Origin of the sequence: Microcoleus sp. Pol12B3 (assembly GCF_036701355.1) — a bacterium.
Classification (GTDB): domain Bacteria; phylum Cyanobacteriota; class Cyanobacteriia; order Cyanobacteriales; family Microcoleaceae; genus Microcoleus.
This window is the reverse complement of sequence record NZ_JAUBQS010000032.1, coordinates 1-14,997: the sequence shown is the minus strand read 5'-3', so window position 1 is coordinate 14,997 and position 14,997 is coordinate 1. Positions and strand designations below refer to the sequence as shown.

Sequence of the window (14,997 nt, the reverse complement as noted above, 5' to 3'; positions counted from 1 at the left end):
AAGGGTGGAACAAGTTGAGTAAAATCACGTTCTTCTCAAGGCAAGCGAGAGGATTTTTGATAAGTAAGAGAAGAAGGTTTAACTCAAAACTAGAAAATTTATTCTTCCCATTCCCATTCCCATTCCCATTCCCATTCTTCCCTAAGCTCCTCCACCTCCGCCATTGCCAACGAACAGAAAAGTTACTACGTCAACGGCAATTACAATGGCAAAGGCTAAGGCAACTTGGGTAACAATTGGTCTCCAGTCATTACCTTGTTGTGCTTGGTTGTAGGCGAAAAGAGAAGCGGCTGCTACTAACAAAAGAAATGCTCCGCGAATTAAGTTGAAAATCAGTTCGATGACTTCAGCATCAATAGCTTCGCCTCCTGCTGAAGAGGCTCCTTCTGCGAGTTCTTGCATAAATTCTTCTAAGCCGGAGAGGAAGAGGGCGTTGGCTGGGGAATCGAGTACGGAGCAAAGTGCAGTAGAGGTGATAATGGCAGTGGCAATGTGCCAAAAACGAATTTTGCAGCCTATGTATCGCTCTACAATGGGAATAGCTCTAGTGAGGTGCCATAAACTCAAAAACACAATGCTGGAGCAGCCTAAAGTCGCAATTAAGAGCGGGTCGTGAATGCTGAAGTAGATGAGTGAGGTTAGGCAAATGCCGAGGAATGGAATGTCGCCCAGTTTGATTTTCTGTTGTTTTAACCAGCGTGATAATGAGTTGCGGTTTCGTTCATTTCTTGTTTGGTCTAAGTAAGTAGCCATGTCACTATCTCGATTAATTTAGTGCTTTAATGCTAATTTAAGTTGCATCTAATCCCTGCAAAATCGCCAAAAAAGGTGATTTTATACAGTGAGAGTGACCCCCTCCAAATGGAGGGTGCAAGTGAAAAAAGTTATTTCAAATTTCCATTTCGGTCTCAGTTTTTCTCGCTTCCTGCTTGTTGGAGTTCTGGTTTGGAGCAAGTTGCTGTTGGGAGAGGAGATTTTCAACTACTTCTGGTGGAATGTCGCACAGAAGTACCTCAAGATTACCTTTTTGGAGGCTAGCCTCAAAAACTATCTCGCTGTGAGAGTTAAAGCCTTTGACAGTACCCTTCGACTTGGATTTATCGCTGAATTCGACTTCAAAGTCGAGGCGCGAGCCCTGGGAATCGGTAAAGCTCACTTCATCCTGACCGCTTCTCTTTACCATTTCAGCTAGACGTTCTTGGTTGAGAGCTTGTTGAAAAATCTTTAAACGGTCGAGTTCTTCTTTTTCTTCAGGTTTCAGGAAGTCGTTTGTAACTTCCCATTCTCCAGTTTTATCCTGTACTGCTGAAAACAGTTCCTCGCCTTCCTTAGTTTTTAAGCTGACAGCGGTAGAGGAGTCAAAATTTGTTACATAAAGTTTGGCTTGTCCAAAATCAACCCCGTCTTCTAATGCAATGCCTTCCGCATTTGCTTCTTCTTCAGCTAGGCTGTAAATTTTTGCCAGTGTTGCTGCAAGTTGGGCGTCCTGAGTAAGATTTTGGGCTGTCACAGTGATTTTTTTAGCAGTAGCGCTAGCGCTGTTGCTAGCTGGGATTGTTGATTCTAATGAAATTTTTTCACCTATTTCTGTTGCGTTTTGTACGAATTGGTCGCTGAGGGATGGAGTTGAGCTGTCGGGCGGTTCTAATTTTGCATCCCCAGCTTGAACGCCTGTCTCGCTTTTTTGAAGAGAAAGTTTGTTCTCTAAAGCTTCTATTCGCTCTTCTAGGGTATCGAGTCGCTTTTCAAGTCGGTTGAGTGCTTCATTTATTTGTACGAGCTGTTCTTCAAAACTCGCCTCTGTGTCAATCTTAATAGAAGCCGTTTTTTCAGAATTGTTGTCTCTTACACGACCGGAAATTTTATCAACTTTTCCGTGGACTTTGCTAACCGCTTTAGCTAAGAGCATACCGGGTGTTGAGACAAATTCGGCATCCGGTTCAGGTAAGATGTTTTGTTCTGGTTCTGGCTCCGTTTCAGCTATTGGTAAAGCTTCGGATTCAACCGTTGCATCTGCCATTGAATCCGCTTCAGCCAAGTTGGTAACCCGCTGCGAGAGGGAGTCAGCTCGCTGGCTTTGAGCTTGGAGCCTTTTGACAATACCGGCAACTTGGCGCTCTTTTCCAGCCCCAAGAGCAGCTTCTATAATTTGAGAAGCTGCTTTTTTCCCCATCAGAGTAGCGAGAACCGCAACTTGAGTGCTCAGGCCGCTGACAGTTGTACCTTCTACCTCACTTCCAGAAATGGCTGTTCTACCACTAACTTGTACAGCAGCATCGAGGATACTATCGATGTTCTGGTCGTTTGATTTTTTGCCTTGAGGTCGCTGTTGGCTAGTTCGGGTTTTTGAAGGTGTGCGTGCTAAGGATTCAGCAACTTCTACCGCTTCATCTGTCTGAAGTTTTCTTTTGGCTTGGGATTTAGCTGATAATTCTTCGTCTTCCAAATCTTCTCGCTCAGAGTTTTGAAGGTGGCTTTTAGTTTGAGGCTTAGCTTTAGGTTGAGGTTCTTTGACTTCAAACTCATCTAGTTCACTTAGTTCATCTCTCGGAGAGCGGGTTAAGGCTTTAGATTTAACCAGGGGTTCTTCCGACTCCAACTCCTCTACGTCATCTTTTCGGGATCTTCTTTTGGTTTGAGAGTTGGGTGATGGCTCGTCGTCATCCGAATTTTGTATTTCATCTTTTTTTGATTTGATATTGGCTTTAGATTTCGATTTGTGCGATGGTTCATCATCTTCTAAGTCATCTAGTAAATCGTCTTTTTTAGACTTGTTGGCCGTTTGAGATTTAGATCGACGCGAGGGTTGCTCATCCTCTAATTCATCTATTAAATCGTCTTTTTTAGACTTAGTTGCAGCTTTAGATTTAGACTTGGGGGAGGGTTGCTCATCATCCAATTCATCTAGTAAATCGTCTTTCTTAGACCTTGTTTTAGTTCGAGGCGAATCGAGTAATGCTTCAATTCCTGTTTTAGTAAATCGGTTGTCGTCCGGCTCTCCCAAGTGTTCCATCATGTACTTACCTGTGGTAGAGCCGTACTCGGGTCGATCGCTCAAACTGAGGACGAGTCCGTTATGCTTGACCTCCACGCTAATGCCAGGTTTGCCGTCGGCTTCCGTTAGTTCTTCAATTGCATCGGCAAAATCTTCTACGCTGGTGAGTCCGTTTTCCAGGCAGTAATCTAAAGCTTTCTCGCAGCGATTTCTTAGGTAGTTGAGGATTTTCTTGCCCTCCGCTGTGTTAGGGGTGATGTAGTTTCCCTGGCTTCGGCTTCGGTATGCTGTTTTTGTAGCCATAATCTTTGTGGCGGCGTGAGTGGATATTTCCCATGAAATTCGAGCAGTATGGCTAGTGACTTCACTCTAAAGTGCGGTTTTGGGGAGTTAAAGTGACCCCCTCCAATCGGAGGGGGAAGGCATTGATTAAGCGGAAGCAAAAGAAGTGTCATATCATATCCGTCAAAATACCCATAACACCGCAGGCTTCAATCTGTGTTGTACGAATGTCCTCAAGGGGGGTCAAAGTCGAATGTGTCTTTTCTTGCCTCATTCGACTTTGACCTCCGACAAGCAAGACACATTTAGGCAACACGCATTGAAAAGGTTTGCGCTTTTTCTATGATTTGCATGAGCCTGTATTTGTAAATTCGCCACAGCAAAGTAATAGAATTGCAATTACGGTCTAGTTACCGGACATAATATGACTTCCGAAATTACGTTAAAGTTGTGCGTCGGCAACTCTAATTGTTGAGGATGTGGCTGCTAATTCAGCATCGACTTTTAAGAGATATTTGAGAAAGTGAGCGCTGCTATTTTCCGAAAGCTTCTTAATAAATTGACCTGTTTTCAAGTCAGCAGCTAAGACCGGATTATCAGTTTCATCTCTAACTAAACACCTAACATTGTTGCGAGATTTGCTAATAAAAGCTGTCCAGTTTCCCACAGGAATTGTAGTTTCTCCAGTTTGGTTATATGCTTCACAAATCGCATCTTTCAGCAATTGTGAGAGGTAGGCGGGGCTGGCAGCAATGTCTTGGGATTGAGACGGCGGTTTGTTTTGACAAGGGGTTGGCGATACGGATTGCGATCGCTTTTGGGTAGGGGTTGGCGATACAAGCGGTCGCTCTTGACAAGGAGTTGGCGATACGGATAGCGATCGGTCTTGACAAGGGGTTGGCGCGACTTCTGCAAGTTCCTCAACTGATTCAATTAGTTGCACAGAGCTAGGGTTGATGTTTAAGATCAGAGCACTGCCTTTAGGCGAGGGTTCAATAGTGGCCTCAAAGGTACTGCCGATCGGCAATTTAGGTGAATTAGCAGAGAACATAGCTAATTCTTGTCCGTCAAGGAGGACAATAGGGCTGCCGTCGCGCCTCGAACCGCTACCGCTAACAGAACCCACCTCAAAAGTCAATGTTTTCTGCCTCCATTTGGGACTGCTAAAGTCAACATCTTTCAAGTCATTGTACTTCTGTCCAATCAGTTCAGCTCTGTTAAACTGAAAGGTTTGCAATTGCTGGCAAATTTCATCCGTAAATAGGTTGAGAACCAATGCTGCTTTAGGTGTTTGGTTTTGGGACTCAAGCCAAGTATAATCAGCAGGAGCTACAATGCGTGAACTCACATCTTTGGTGCGACCTTGACCATCGCGGTAGGTTAAGTCTAAACTGTCGATGTCGTTGACATTTTCGCCAAACTTCTTCTCAATAATTCCCACCAGTTTGTCGCTGGGTTCAATTAAGGCAAAATTGACCATTGGCAGGCTCGGATGCAAAGTTGCTTCATATTTAATGCCTTTGCTGTCTAACAATTCTTTCCAATGTCCAGCTAAGTCTTTGCCAACTGGCTGTCGCTTCTTATCCCTGACAGTCTTACCGCTGCCGTCGAGTTCAAATTCCTCGAAAGGGACGCTCAGAACGTAAGTGTCTTTTGGCATTGCTTCGTGGAGTCGCTCGTACTCAGGTTCAAGGTTGAATTCAATCAGCAGTTGGCGAGAAAGTTCCTTACAAGCTTTGCGAGGGACTTCTAAGTTGGGATTTGCGGTTTCGACGTGCCACATCGCACTAGCAGCTAAAAACCGTTCTTCAGGGTCAGTCCAAGCTTCGGTCACATCGGCTCTTAAGCTCTCGTATAACTTGCTGACGGCTTCTTTAATTGCCTTAGAATCGCCGCCGCACTCCAAGTGAATTTCACCCATCCTTTCTCGATAGCGTTCCTTAATATCTTGCGCCCACCTGACATAATGTTTCTCCCATTTTTCTCGCTCATCTAAGTCAGAAGGAGACTCAAACAAGTAGCGAAATTCGTCGCGGTGACGGCTTTTTAGACGAGTCGGTTCCCACTCAGGGTTAACAGCCTCCCTAGCAATGCAATTGATAGCGGTGCCGTCTCCTATAGGTAATGGCACCGTTTTGTAAAGCCTGGGGTCGTCTTTGTAGTCAAATAAGTAGCTTGGGTGCTGTTCTGACCACTGCTTAGCCTTGGACAACAAGGTGGGGTGGTGGTCTTCGGTGCGAGTAGCACTTTTGGGACTGTCCACTTCAATTTGTAGAGCATCAAATAGCTTTCCAAGAAGCTGCCGCTTCTGTTGATTGAATAAACTTTCTGGCTGTCCCGGTTCTGCTGCTGACGATTGCACTCTCCCGATTAAGGTAGCCACCCAGCCGATTTTATTTTTGGCGATCGCTACGGCAATTTGCCGCAATTTGGTATACTTGCGATCGCCATCACTATCGGTAGCTTTAGTGTAGTCAACTTTCTCTCGCTTCTCAACTGCATCGTACTCATTCTCTTGATTAGCGTGCCTGGTTTCAGAGGCGATGTTGGGCATTCGGGAAGCAGGCGTAATCACTAATTGATCGCCGTCAAAATCGCATTGATGATGCTGCATGGCTTGGTCGGAGCGAATGAAAACGCACCCTTTGTACTGCGTTAATTCAGGATGGCTTTTGTTGTCTACTGTGTAGCGGCGGATGTTATCTTTACTGACAATTGGGTATCGGGTAACGATGACTTCTGTGCCGTGTCGCAAGTGGGGGGCAACAATTGTACCGGGTTGGAGGTTTTCACAAGGTTGAGCCATTGCTGAACCATGATGAATTGCTCCCTTAATTGCTAAGTCTTTCCACTTTTTAGCCAGTTGTTCTTGCATGAAATCGACGACTTTGGGAAAGTCGAGGAGTTGACCGAGTTTGTCGTTCCTCAAAATTGAAATTAGCCGGGATTCGTGGCGCTGGGCTTTTTCATCTGTTTCGTCTTCTAATCCGCTGCTGTCTTCGTGAAGGCTAGATTGAAAAGCAGCTTTTTTGTCGTGCTGCTCCACTAAGTATTTGGCAAGTTGCAGCCGGTTATTTTGCAAGTCAGCTAGCTTTTGGGCTTCTATTTTGGTCGGTGTGGCTATGTCAGCCCCAATAGCTGCTTCGGAATACCAAATCGAGAATTGCCAGGAATTTTCGTATTCAGTTACTTTGGCGTTGCCTCGATTTCCCAGTATAGCTTTGGGAAATTCGTAGTCGCCACAGGGGATAAGTTCAGCTAATTGCTCTTTAGCAACTCCTTTGATAGAGGAGCGATCCATGATGATATCATAACCCAAGTCGGAGGTTAAATTAGCATCAGGCAACAGCGTTCCTTTGGCAAGAAAGCTAATTTCTGGAGTGTGGCAGTCTTCTTGTCCCCATTCCTGCATCCAGGCAAATCTGAATTGAAAAGGTCGGTTGTAATTCCCTCCTAATTGTTGGGCTAGTTCCGGTGAAATTTTACCGTGACAGTCTCCGGTTTGCCACTTATGAGCTTTCGCTTTTTCACTCTCGTCATCGCTTTGAGAATCAACAATTTTGACTCGCAAGGTTTCGCCGTCAAGGGAGCTATCTAACAATTTGGCTCCAAGGTTGCAACTGCTAACTAGCAGTGAGCCATAGCGACAGGCGTGGTCGGGTTGAGTTTTGAATACGCTCAACAGTTTGGTTGAGAGTTCAATGTCTGCAAAGTAAACATTTTTGCCGGAGCTGAAAGCAACTCTTCTGGTAATACCATCTCCGAAATCGATGTTTTTCAAAGGGTCGAAGCTGCTATCATTTGGGTCTGGTTTAACGATGCTTAGGGATGCTAATTCTTCAGGTTCAAAAAGCAGTTCAAGCAGGGAATTACGCAGCACTTCTGATTCAGCTTGGTACCGCCCCTTTGCTTTACCGTCAGTCAAGGACATATCAAAGACTGGGATTTTTAGTCCTTCCCCAGCTACCCATTCTGTGGAGCGATATTCTGGGGTAAGTTTTCTTCTGCTCATTGATTAGCTCCTGAATCCTAGTTTTTACATTTTTAGGACTTACGCACAGTAATAGTCCAGATTTTGACAAGGTTGTTCCTTCACAAATTCCTGCTACTGAGTGATATTCACCCCCTCCAATTGGAGGGGTTTATCAGAAAGAAGTAGCGTGTTACAATGAGATTGATAATCCCAATGTGGAGAAAAAAAGTGAAAGTAGTTCGCACAACTACGGCTATGGAAAGCCGACGAGATTATTTCTCCGATAGCGATGCACTTGCCCGCGTTGCTTTTGGAGAAGGTGAAAACAGTCAGCAGTTTGGAGGTTTGAGCATCGATGCTGGCGGGGTTATTAAAGGTAGAGCGTCAAGGTTGTTCAACGTCACTGAAGAACAAGTTGAAAACCCTCAATACTGGATTGATTTGTAATAGAGCTAGCACTTTTCCGTATCATGAGGTACGCTTCGGTTCTCCTGAGTTTTGAAGGCGTGAATGCGTGAGTAGTGAGTTAAAGAAACTTCTTAAAATTCACAAGTCACAACTGAAAATTTATAACTCCCAAGCTCGGTACAAGGTAATAGGTAATCGGTAATAGTTAATTTCAGGATTGGTAATTTTCGATCGTGTTAGCTACCAGCCCGGCCTGAACCATTCCTGCTCCCTTACCATGCCTCATTACGCATTACCTTGTACCAATTACCTTGTACCAATTACCTAGCTAACTGAAAAAGGCTATATCGAGAAAAATTAAGTTTTCGCTCTTACAAAACAAGCGTTTCACCTTCTTTTTCGGAGGTGTCTAATTCGGAGATGTCTAACAATTCAGGTGTCATACCAAGGTATTTGTGACACCTGAAAAGATGGCTAACGCCGTTTTTTGGACTGCGTTTTATCCGAAGAACGACTCTCAAGCGTCTGGTTGACTTGAAGAGAGTGCAAATTGTTACCGGGAAGCAAGCTGTAGACCACTTTGCGCTTGCGGAAAACCCTAGTACCATCTACAGGTATTCCTTTTTTCCAAGCGTCTGCAATCGCCTTTTTGTCGGCAGAAATTACGGTTTTGGTTTCGACTCGGCGATAGGGTTCTGGCAGTTGAGATGGCTCGATCGAAACTTCACAGGTAGGCGGATTTTCCTTAACAGTAATGCGGCGGTGTTTGCCGAGAATTTCTGAAGTTAACACGCCACACTCGTTGAAGTATAGAACGGTTTGGTCTAAGCGCTCTCTCCACCCCTGGAGTTTGTTGAGAGCTCTTGAATGCAGTTCTATCAAATACTGCATTCGCGCTGTAATTCCTGCAATTTCGGCATCAATTTGGTCGGCTAAGTCGGCATGGGCATCAACAGCGAGTTCCTGGGTTTCTTGGGTTTGCCAAAGGGATTGCAGCAGTTGGTCGATTTCTTCTGAGCTTTCTGCTGATTCTAGTTGATGCCAAACTTGAGCCGCAGTTATTGAACTTTGAGCAAGCGTCGCTGTGGCTAAATTCATGCTTAGTATCCTCCGTTGATGCAGGTGTGATAATAATCGCGGCGTTCTTCGAGTTGAGTAAGCGCAGCCATTGTTTTCGGGTCGGATTTAAGAGAGATTTGTTTGTCCTTTTGAATTTTGCTAAGTGGTTGAGAATGAGTTAAATTTTGTGACTTTGACTGGGTGATTTTTTGCATACAATTCAAAAAACTTTCTTAAAAATAGCGCGACCGCGCTCTTAAAAAAAGGAGTATTTAAAGTTATGAACTATCCTATAGTTTTTTACCCAAAAGTGGTAATGCAGTTCTGCCATCAATATCCTTTGCCAGAGGCAACTTCTAGTTGTGCCACCTCATCCCAACTTCAACAAACTCAACAATTCGGACAACCTGTTGTTTTGCTGACTCCGCCTCAACCACCTGTGGTGTTACCTGTCAAGTTGCTGTGGTTAATTTGGGTGTTTTGGCTCTATGGTGCTCACGCACTTGGGCTGTTAGCTATTTCTTGGGGTTGGCTGTGGTGGGAAATGCTGTTGGTAGTAGCTGCTTATTCATGTTTAATGGCGGCTGCTTATAGTTATGTGTTTGGTTGCCGTCAAAAACTGCTATCCAGGTATAAGCAGCAACTTCTTGAGTACAATCAACAAAATATATTATCCCATCAACATTTATCCTCTAATAAACAGCAAGAAGTTTCTAGTTTTAAGGTGGAAAAACAAGGGTTGTATACAGGTTTAAAAAGCGCAAAACTTGAGTTAGATTTCAGAAATCGAGCGCTCAAGGATTTGATGTCATTTCGGGTTAGTCCTAATGGCATATCTCAAGCTCGGCAAGGACTGAGTGAACAACGGTTTTTGCAATATTTGCAGCAATATTTCGAGGAAGTTGTCCAAGCAGCAGAGTTTAAAATTCCGTCATCTCAGAGGAGCTATTCAGCAGATTTTATTGTAATTCACACTGCATCTGGGATAGGAATTGATGTCGAGATTGATGAACCTTATGCTGGCAAATCTAAGAAGCCTACTCACTGCTGCGATGCTGACAGCGATATGCGCCGCAATCAATTATTCTTAGAGTGGAATTGGATTGTGGTTAGGTTTACTGAAAAGCAGGTGGTTCAGGCTCCTTTGAGCTGTTGCAAGTTCTTGGCGATTGCGATCGCCTTTGTAACGGGCGATCGCTCTTATTTAAAGCAACTGGAAACTCAACCCGATTTGCTGAGCGTCAAACCTTGGACAACAAGAGAGGCAAGGGCTATGGCTAAAAGCAACTATCGCCTTACTTATTTACCTGGATTTGGCGTCGGTTCTGCTTGCGATCGGGTTTCAAAGTTTTGATGCGAGCGCCCGCAATATCCGAGTTATTGACTGCAATAAATGTTTACAGCACTACCGGATGTTATGAGGTACAATAGAATTAACTAAAAATAATATACCAATGAAAGCATACTCAGTAGATTTGCGATCCAAAATAGTAGCAGCCCATCTAGATCAGAAGCTGTCGATCAGAAAAACAGCAGAAATATTTGCTTGCAGTAAAAGCTTAGTTCAAAAACTTGTCAAGCAACAAAAAATAGAGGGAAATTTACAGCCTAAACCCAGGGGTAAACCCAGATTCAGTTATTTGAATAATGCGTCAAAAGAGTTAAGAGAAATAGTGGCAGCACATCCCGATGCAACTTTGGTAGAATTGTGTGAGTTATTCGCCCAAAAGACCGGAAATTGGGTAGGCAGAACAGCCATGTGTAGCGCCTTACAGAAGTTGGGGTTAAATCGTAAAAAAAAACAGTCAGAAGTAGCCAAGCGGGCACAGAAAGAGTCATGAAGTTAAGGTTAGAGTATTGGGAAAAAGTCAAGCATATCGACCCAAAAAATCTAGTATTTTTAGATGAGACAGGAGTCTTGCTAGGTTTAACCAGAACTCATGCACGTTCCCAAAAAGGAACTAGAGCCTATGCGATCAAACCTTTTTATCGAGGCAAGAAAGTCACAGTAATTGGTGCAATTACTCTCAATCGAGTAGTGGCATTAATGACCATGGACAACTCGATGGATAGCCAAGCATTTGAGGTGTTTATCGAGCAATGTTTAGTGCCACAATTGTGGTCAGGAGCAGTAGACGTGAATTGATAACTTACCAGCCCATAAAGTAGATTTAATTAAGCCTATGATTGAAGCGGTGGGTGCTTCTATCTTGTGTTTGTCCCCATACTCTCCTGATTTTAATCCAATTGAATTATGGTGGTCGCAACTCAAATCTTTATTACGACAGTTTTCACCAACTACCACTAAAATGGTTGACACCATAATTGCTGTGGCTCTTGACTTAATTAATCCGAAACATCTCAAAAACTGGTTTACTAATTGCTGTTACTGTACCTCATAACATCCGGAAGTGCTGTATAATTAATACAAAGGAGATAAAATAGATATGCTGTCATTTGAAGAGGGGTTCATTGAAAGTCAACAGATCAACCAAAGACTTCTGCAAACAATTCGTTTGCTTGGAGAGTACAAGGGAAAGCAGGAGTTATTCAAACAACAAGCCCCACAAGTTTTAGGCACTTTGCGCCAAGCTGCGGTTATTCAGAGTACCGAATCTTCTAACCGCATTGAAGGCATTACTGTGCCGCTAGAACGGATTAAGAAATTAGTAACTGAAAAAACAACGCCGCGCAATCGTTCAGAACAAGAAATTGCGGGTTATCGGGACGTGTTAACTACAATTCACACCAATTATAACCACATTCCTTCTATTACCAGGCGTGGGAGTATTTCTTGGGATTCATGCCGCTATCAGCTTATCGGGAGTTTGAGCAGCGGGTGGGATATGTTACATCCGCAAAAGGAACTAAAACGGCGATCGTATTGGATGCAATTAACAATTTGCCTCAAGAATTCTCCAGTAGGGAATTGCAGGAACGGTGTCCGACAGTGGGAATTAATTTGATTCGCCGTCTATTGCGCCGGGAAAGGGATGCAGGACGTTTAGAATGTCGGGGACGAGGAGTTGAGGCGCATTGGCGAAAGCAATAGATAGAGGAATTATGCACAAGCAACTGAGTGTTAAGTTCAAGTACGAAATATAACACCCAGTTGCAAAAATTATACAAGCTGACGAAAGCGGTTAAGTATTAAAAAAGTAGCCTTCAAAACAGCTAGTTTTTTTAACACTTAAGCGTAATCTATCCGAGCGCAAATTCACTTAATTGTCGCATATTAGGGGGGTCAAAACCCAGTATTATGTCTTGTTTAGGAACTCCTAATTCTACGAGTTCGTTGGCAATACCTACCTCGGTTCCATCCTGCTGAATCCAAATTTTATTGTCCATAATATCCAGGTGCAAAACCGGGCCATAAATTCGCCGGTGATTGCGCCAGCCCACATATACTAATTGATAATGATCGCGCTCGGTATCAAAGATAGTTTGAGCCTGAATTCGCTCATCCCACACAAGACTAGCGTGTTGGGAGAGCAGATTTTGGATGTGCTGCCTATAAAGGTCTACATTTGCCATTGTGCGATCGCCTCCTGCTCTATATCGTAAACAATTAAATGAATTTGGTTTTGTTGAATTAAAGACTGAATAAACCCCATTGTAAAAAAACTCTCGTAGACATTGCTGGGTACTGCTAGGTATAAAATGCGCTCAGTTTCTTGTTGTTGCAAAGCTGCTCGATAACTAATGAATTGTCCTAATGCTGTGTAAAACTGGGAGATTTTGGAGGGGCCAATAAAGCTTTTGATTTCAACGGCAATTTTTTGTCCGTCTTTTTCGGCCGCAACCACCCTTTCGGCACCCAAGTCCATGTAAAGTTCTAGAGTTCCTGCTTGTAAAGTGTATGGATCGTGAGTAATCTGCCATCCATCTTTCTGGAGAGCGATTTTAACGACTTCGTGAAAGACATCTTTAGCAGACATAGCTGTACTGACTCGTTGTGTTTAATATCTTCGAGAGTTTTATTTCAAGTATATACCCTATTCATTTGAAAGCGATGTTCTCGGGCAGCGCCACAAAACTTTGCCCCTCGGCTTTTTTTAGATCAGAAGAAGCCTTTCGTCCAAATATAATTGTGCAGCCGACATAGTGTTGCGCCCGACGACTCGAACATATCGGCTTGCTCTTAAGCTGTTGTGCATTTAAAACGCATATTGGTATAATATAACATAATGATATTCAGAAAAAGTAAATGCCTGCTAAAAACTTTCTAAGTTCCGAAACCAAGGAAACTCTTCAACAAGTATTAAAAGAGCATGAGCATCCAGACATTCGGCAAAGAGCCTTAATTTTTTTGTTACTAAATAACGGAAATACACAAGCTCAAACTGCTGAAATAATTGGATGTTCTCTAAGAAAAGTTGCTTATTGGAGTATTCATGGTGAGCCTGAGAATTTAGACAGTTTTAAAGATGATAGGATGAAGGGTCACTACCGAAAAGCCACAGAAGAATACATTGATTTACTTCTAGAGACAATTGAAGTAGAACCTGAGAAATATGGCTATGAATTCGGGAGATGGACAACAGCTAGACTTGCCATATATTTAGGAAAAAAGACAGGAATTGAACTGAGTAGCACTCAAGTAAGGAGAATTTTAAAGTCAAAAAAGTATGTTTACCTCTGGGCGAAATATAGCTTAGAGGATAAACAAGATACCGTAGAGAGGGGTTTATTTAAAGATAAATTAGCTGAATATTTAAAAATAGAAAAAGAATCTCCAAACCTTTTACAGGTATGGTTTTGGGACGAGAGTAGATTTAGTTTAAGAGTAATCAGAAGGAAGAACTGGTGTAAAAAAGGGACTCGAAGTAAAAAAAGAGGAGATCGACGAAAAGGTCGTATTAATGTCATGGGTGGAGTGAGATATTCAGATAAAAAAAGATGGGTAGATTTTATTCCATCTGGGAATTCTGCTAATTTTTATGCAGTGCTAAAAAATTTTTATGAAGATTTAAAAGCAGAGTGGATATTGCAAGGAAATTTAGCCGAAGACTTTAAAGATAAAGGCTGTAAGTTTGTGATAATTTTGGACAACGCTAGTTTTCATAAAAAAGCAGAGACTTTGCAGAAAATAGCGTCAGAAATGCCGAATCTAATCATAGAGTTTTTGCCCAAATATAGCCCTGACTATAACCTAGTTGAATTAGTATGGCATTCGGCCAAGGAATATGTTGCTAATAGATTATTTGAATCCATTGAAAAACTAGAATCACTGTTACATAAACTTTTAAATGAAGAAGAACTAATTATGAAATGGAACCGAAAAATAAAAAATAAAGGTAACTTGGTTAATGCAGTTTAGATGTCGAACAGCTTAGTGCAGGAGATACACCTATGCTGCTATGAGAGGAAGGCTTTTTTGGATGTGGCGAAAAATGTTTGCTAGTGGCTGCCGGAGAAACAAACTTATCTCTCCGGCATCATTTAATTACCAGTCGATTTTTAGCTCGCAGTTTTTGGGGCTGCCGTTGCTGCTACCATTGCTGCTACCATTGTTGGTGTCGTTGTTGCTACGGTTGCTGCTTTCGAGAGGGAATTGGAAGTTTAAGGCCAGCAGCTCTTGCTCGATAATTGACTTTCTGTCTTGGACTTTTTTGTCTCTCAAAAGTCGCAGAACGTGGATTATTTGGTCGAGCGTTTGATAGCTTGTTTGTTGAAAATTTAAGACCAGTGTTGTTTGCCTTCCCATAATGTACAGTTCGTTTTCTGTGTGGTGGATCAAGGTTAAATTATTGAAGTAGTAGGTGTTGGTTTGCGATACTTCCATTTTTTATCTCCGATACTTTATTTTTTGGCGCGCCAGCGCTCATTTTTTTTGTAGGATTAAAAAAACCTATAAATAATTTATTTTTATCAAGGTCGGCTTACAAAAAACAATGAGCAAGCGCCGTCTCAATTTACTTAGCAGATTAAGAAAAAATACTTGATAAATCTATTCACAAATTTGTAATACTTAGTGGCAGCACTATCAGTAATTTAGGTCGTGAGCTGAAAATTTGTTAAGTAGCCTTTGTATTAAACACTACTCACTTTTTTATGGAACCATAACTAATCCAGTTCGATGTCTTGGATGCGCTGTTTATGCTGTTGGTGAGTTTGCTGTTCTTGCTCAATTAATTGTATCCAGATATCATTCCAACTTGACGGTGGATTGACAAGTTCTGCATCCGGTAGCAACGATCGCACATTTCGAGCGAGGTGAGAATCTTCTGCGATCGCTATAATAACGCTATCGAGTTCTTGTAAGAATTCTATAGGCAGT

At 42.7% G+C, this 14,997-nt stretch carries 14 protein-coding genes and 1 pseudogene; 7 read left to right on the top strand and 8 right to left on the bottom strand.

Going from position 1 to position 14,997, the window contains the following annotated elements; genetic code table 11:
- Positions 1–141: 141 nt before the first annotated feature.
- From QUA53_RS17255 to QUA53_RS17245, 3 genes are all read right to left on the bottom strand, one after another.
- Complete coding sequence (locus QUA53_RS17255) at positions 142–753, bottom strand: hypothetical protein (RefSeq protein WP_333098738.1); 612 nt, start codon at positions 751–753, stop codon at positions 142–144.
- Positions 754–889: 136 nt separating this feature from the next.
- Positions 890–3,298, bottom strand: a complete 2,409-nt coding sequence (locus QUA53_RS17250; RefSeq protein ID WP_333098740.1) for a hypothetical protein — start codon at positions 3,296–3,298, stop codon at positions 890–892.
- A 421-nt stretch (positions 3,299–3,719) separates the two neighbouring features.
- On the bottom strand, positions 3,720–7,289 hold the full coding sequence (locus QUA53_RS17245) for a hypothetical protein (RefSeq protein WP_333098743.1): 3,570 nt from the start codon (positions 7,287–7,289) through the stop codon (positions 3,720–3,722).
- Positions 7,290–7,478: 189 nt separating this feature from the next.
- Here QUA53_RS17245 and QUA53_RS17240 point away from each other — a divergent pair, with 189 nt between their 5' ends.
- Positions 7,479–7,697, top strand: a complete 219-nt coding sequence (locus tag QUA53_RS17240; protein ID WP_333098745.1) for a hypothetical protein — start codon at positions 7,479–7,481, stop codon at positions 7,695–7,697.
- Positions 7,698–8,132: 435 nt separating this feature from the next.
- On the opposite strand, the gene QUA53_RS17235 is transcribed toward QUA53_RS17240, so the two are convergent.
- Positions 8,133–8,756 carry a siphovirus Gp157 family protein gene (locus QUA53_RS17235; RefSeq protein WP_333098746.1) on the bottom strand — a complete coding sequence of 208 codons (624 nt, stop codon included), beginning with the start codon at positions 8,754–8,756 and terminating at the stop codon, positions 8,133–8,135.
- 241 nt (positions 8,757–8,997) lie between these two features.
- Here QUA53_RS17235 and QUA53_RS17230 point away from each other — a divergent pair, with 241 nt between their 5' ends.
- From QUA53_RS17230 to QUA53_RS17215, 5 genes are all read left to right on the top strand, one after another.
- A complete protein-coding gene (locus QUA53_RS17230) occupies positions 8,998–10,071 on the top strand; it encodes a hypothetical protein (protein WP_333098747.1) in 1,074 nt (357 codons plus the stop codon).
- A 100-nt stretch (positions 10,072–10,171) separates the two neighbouring features.
- On the top strand, positions 10,172–10,558 hold the full coding sequence (locus QUA53_RS17225) for an IS630 transposase-related protein (RefSeq protein ID WP_333098748.1): 387 nt from the start codon (positions 10,172–10,174) through the stop codon (positions 10,556–10,558).
- Positions 10,555–10,863 carry a transposase gene (locus QUA53_RS17220; RefSeq protein WP_333098750.1) on the top strand — a complete coding sequence of 103 codons (309 nt, stop codon included), beginning with the start codon at positions 10,555–10,557 and terminating at the stop codon, positions 10,861–10,863. The genes QUA53_RS17225 and QUA53_RS17220 overlap by 4 nt, the downstream gene beginning before the upstream one ends.
- Positions 10,859–11,119: a transposase gene (locus QUA53_RS29245; RefSeq protein WP_445304959.1), complete on the top strand. Its 261-nt coding sequence runs from the start codon at positions 10,859–10,861 to the stop codon at positions 11,117–11,119. The genes QUA53_RS17220 and QUA53_RS29245 overlap by 5 nt, the downstream gene beginning before the upstream one ends.
- 45 nt (positions 11,120–11,164) lie before the next feature.
- On the top strand, positions 11,165–11,683 hold the full coding sequence (locus tag QUA53_RS17215) for a hypothetical protein (protein ID WP_333098752.1): 519 nt from the start codon (positions 11,165–11,167) through the stop codon (positions 11,681–11,683).
- 235 nt (positions 11,684–11,918) lie between these two features.
- Here the strand turns inward: QUA53_RS17215 and QUA53_RS17210 are convergent, their stop codons facing one another.
- A complete protein-coding gene (locus QUA53_RS17210) occupies positions 11,919–12,251 on the bottom strand; it encodes a XisI protein (protein WP_333098754.1) in 333 nt (110 codons plus the stop codon).
- On the bottom strand, positions 12,239–12,655 hold the full coding sequence (locus tag QUA53_RS17205; protein ID WP_333098756.1) for a XisH family protein: 417 nt from the start codon (positions 12,653–12,655) through the stop codon (positions 12,239–12,241). The genes QUA53_RS17210 and QUA53_RS17205 overlap by 13 nt, the downstream gene beginning before the upstream one ends.
- Before the next feature lie 269 nt (positions 12,656–12,924).
- Between QUA53_RS17205 and QUA53_RS17200 the strand changes: the two genes are divergently transcribed.
- On the top strand, positions 12,925–14,037 hold the full coding sequence (locus QUA53_RS17200; protein WP_333098757.1) for an IS630 family transposase: 1,113 nt from the start codon (positions 12,925–12,927) through the stop codon (positions 14,035–14,037).
- A 126-nt stretch (positions 14,038–14,163) separates the two neighbouring features.
- On the opposite strand, the gene QUA53_RS17195 is transcribed toward QUA53_RS17200, so the two are convergent.
- A complete protein-coding gene (locus QUA53_RS17195) occupies positions 14,164–14,502 on the bottom strand; it encodes a hypothetical protein (protein ID WP_015179799.1) in 339 nt (112 codons plus the stop codon).
- Positions 14,503–14,783: 281 nt separating this feature from the next.
- Positions 14,784–14,997, bottom strand: a pseudogene (locus QUA53_RS17190) (relaxase/mobilization nuclease domain-containing protein); the annotation flags it as partial.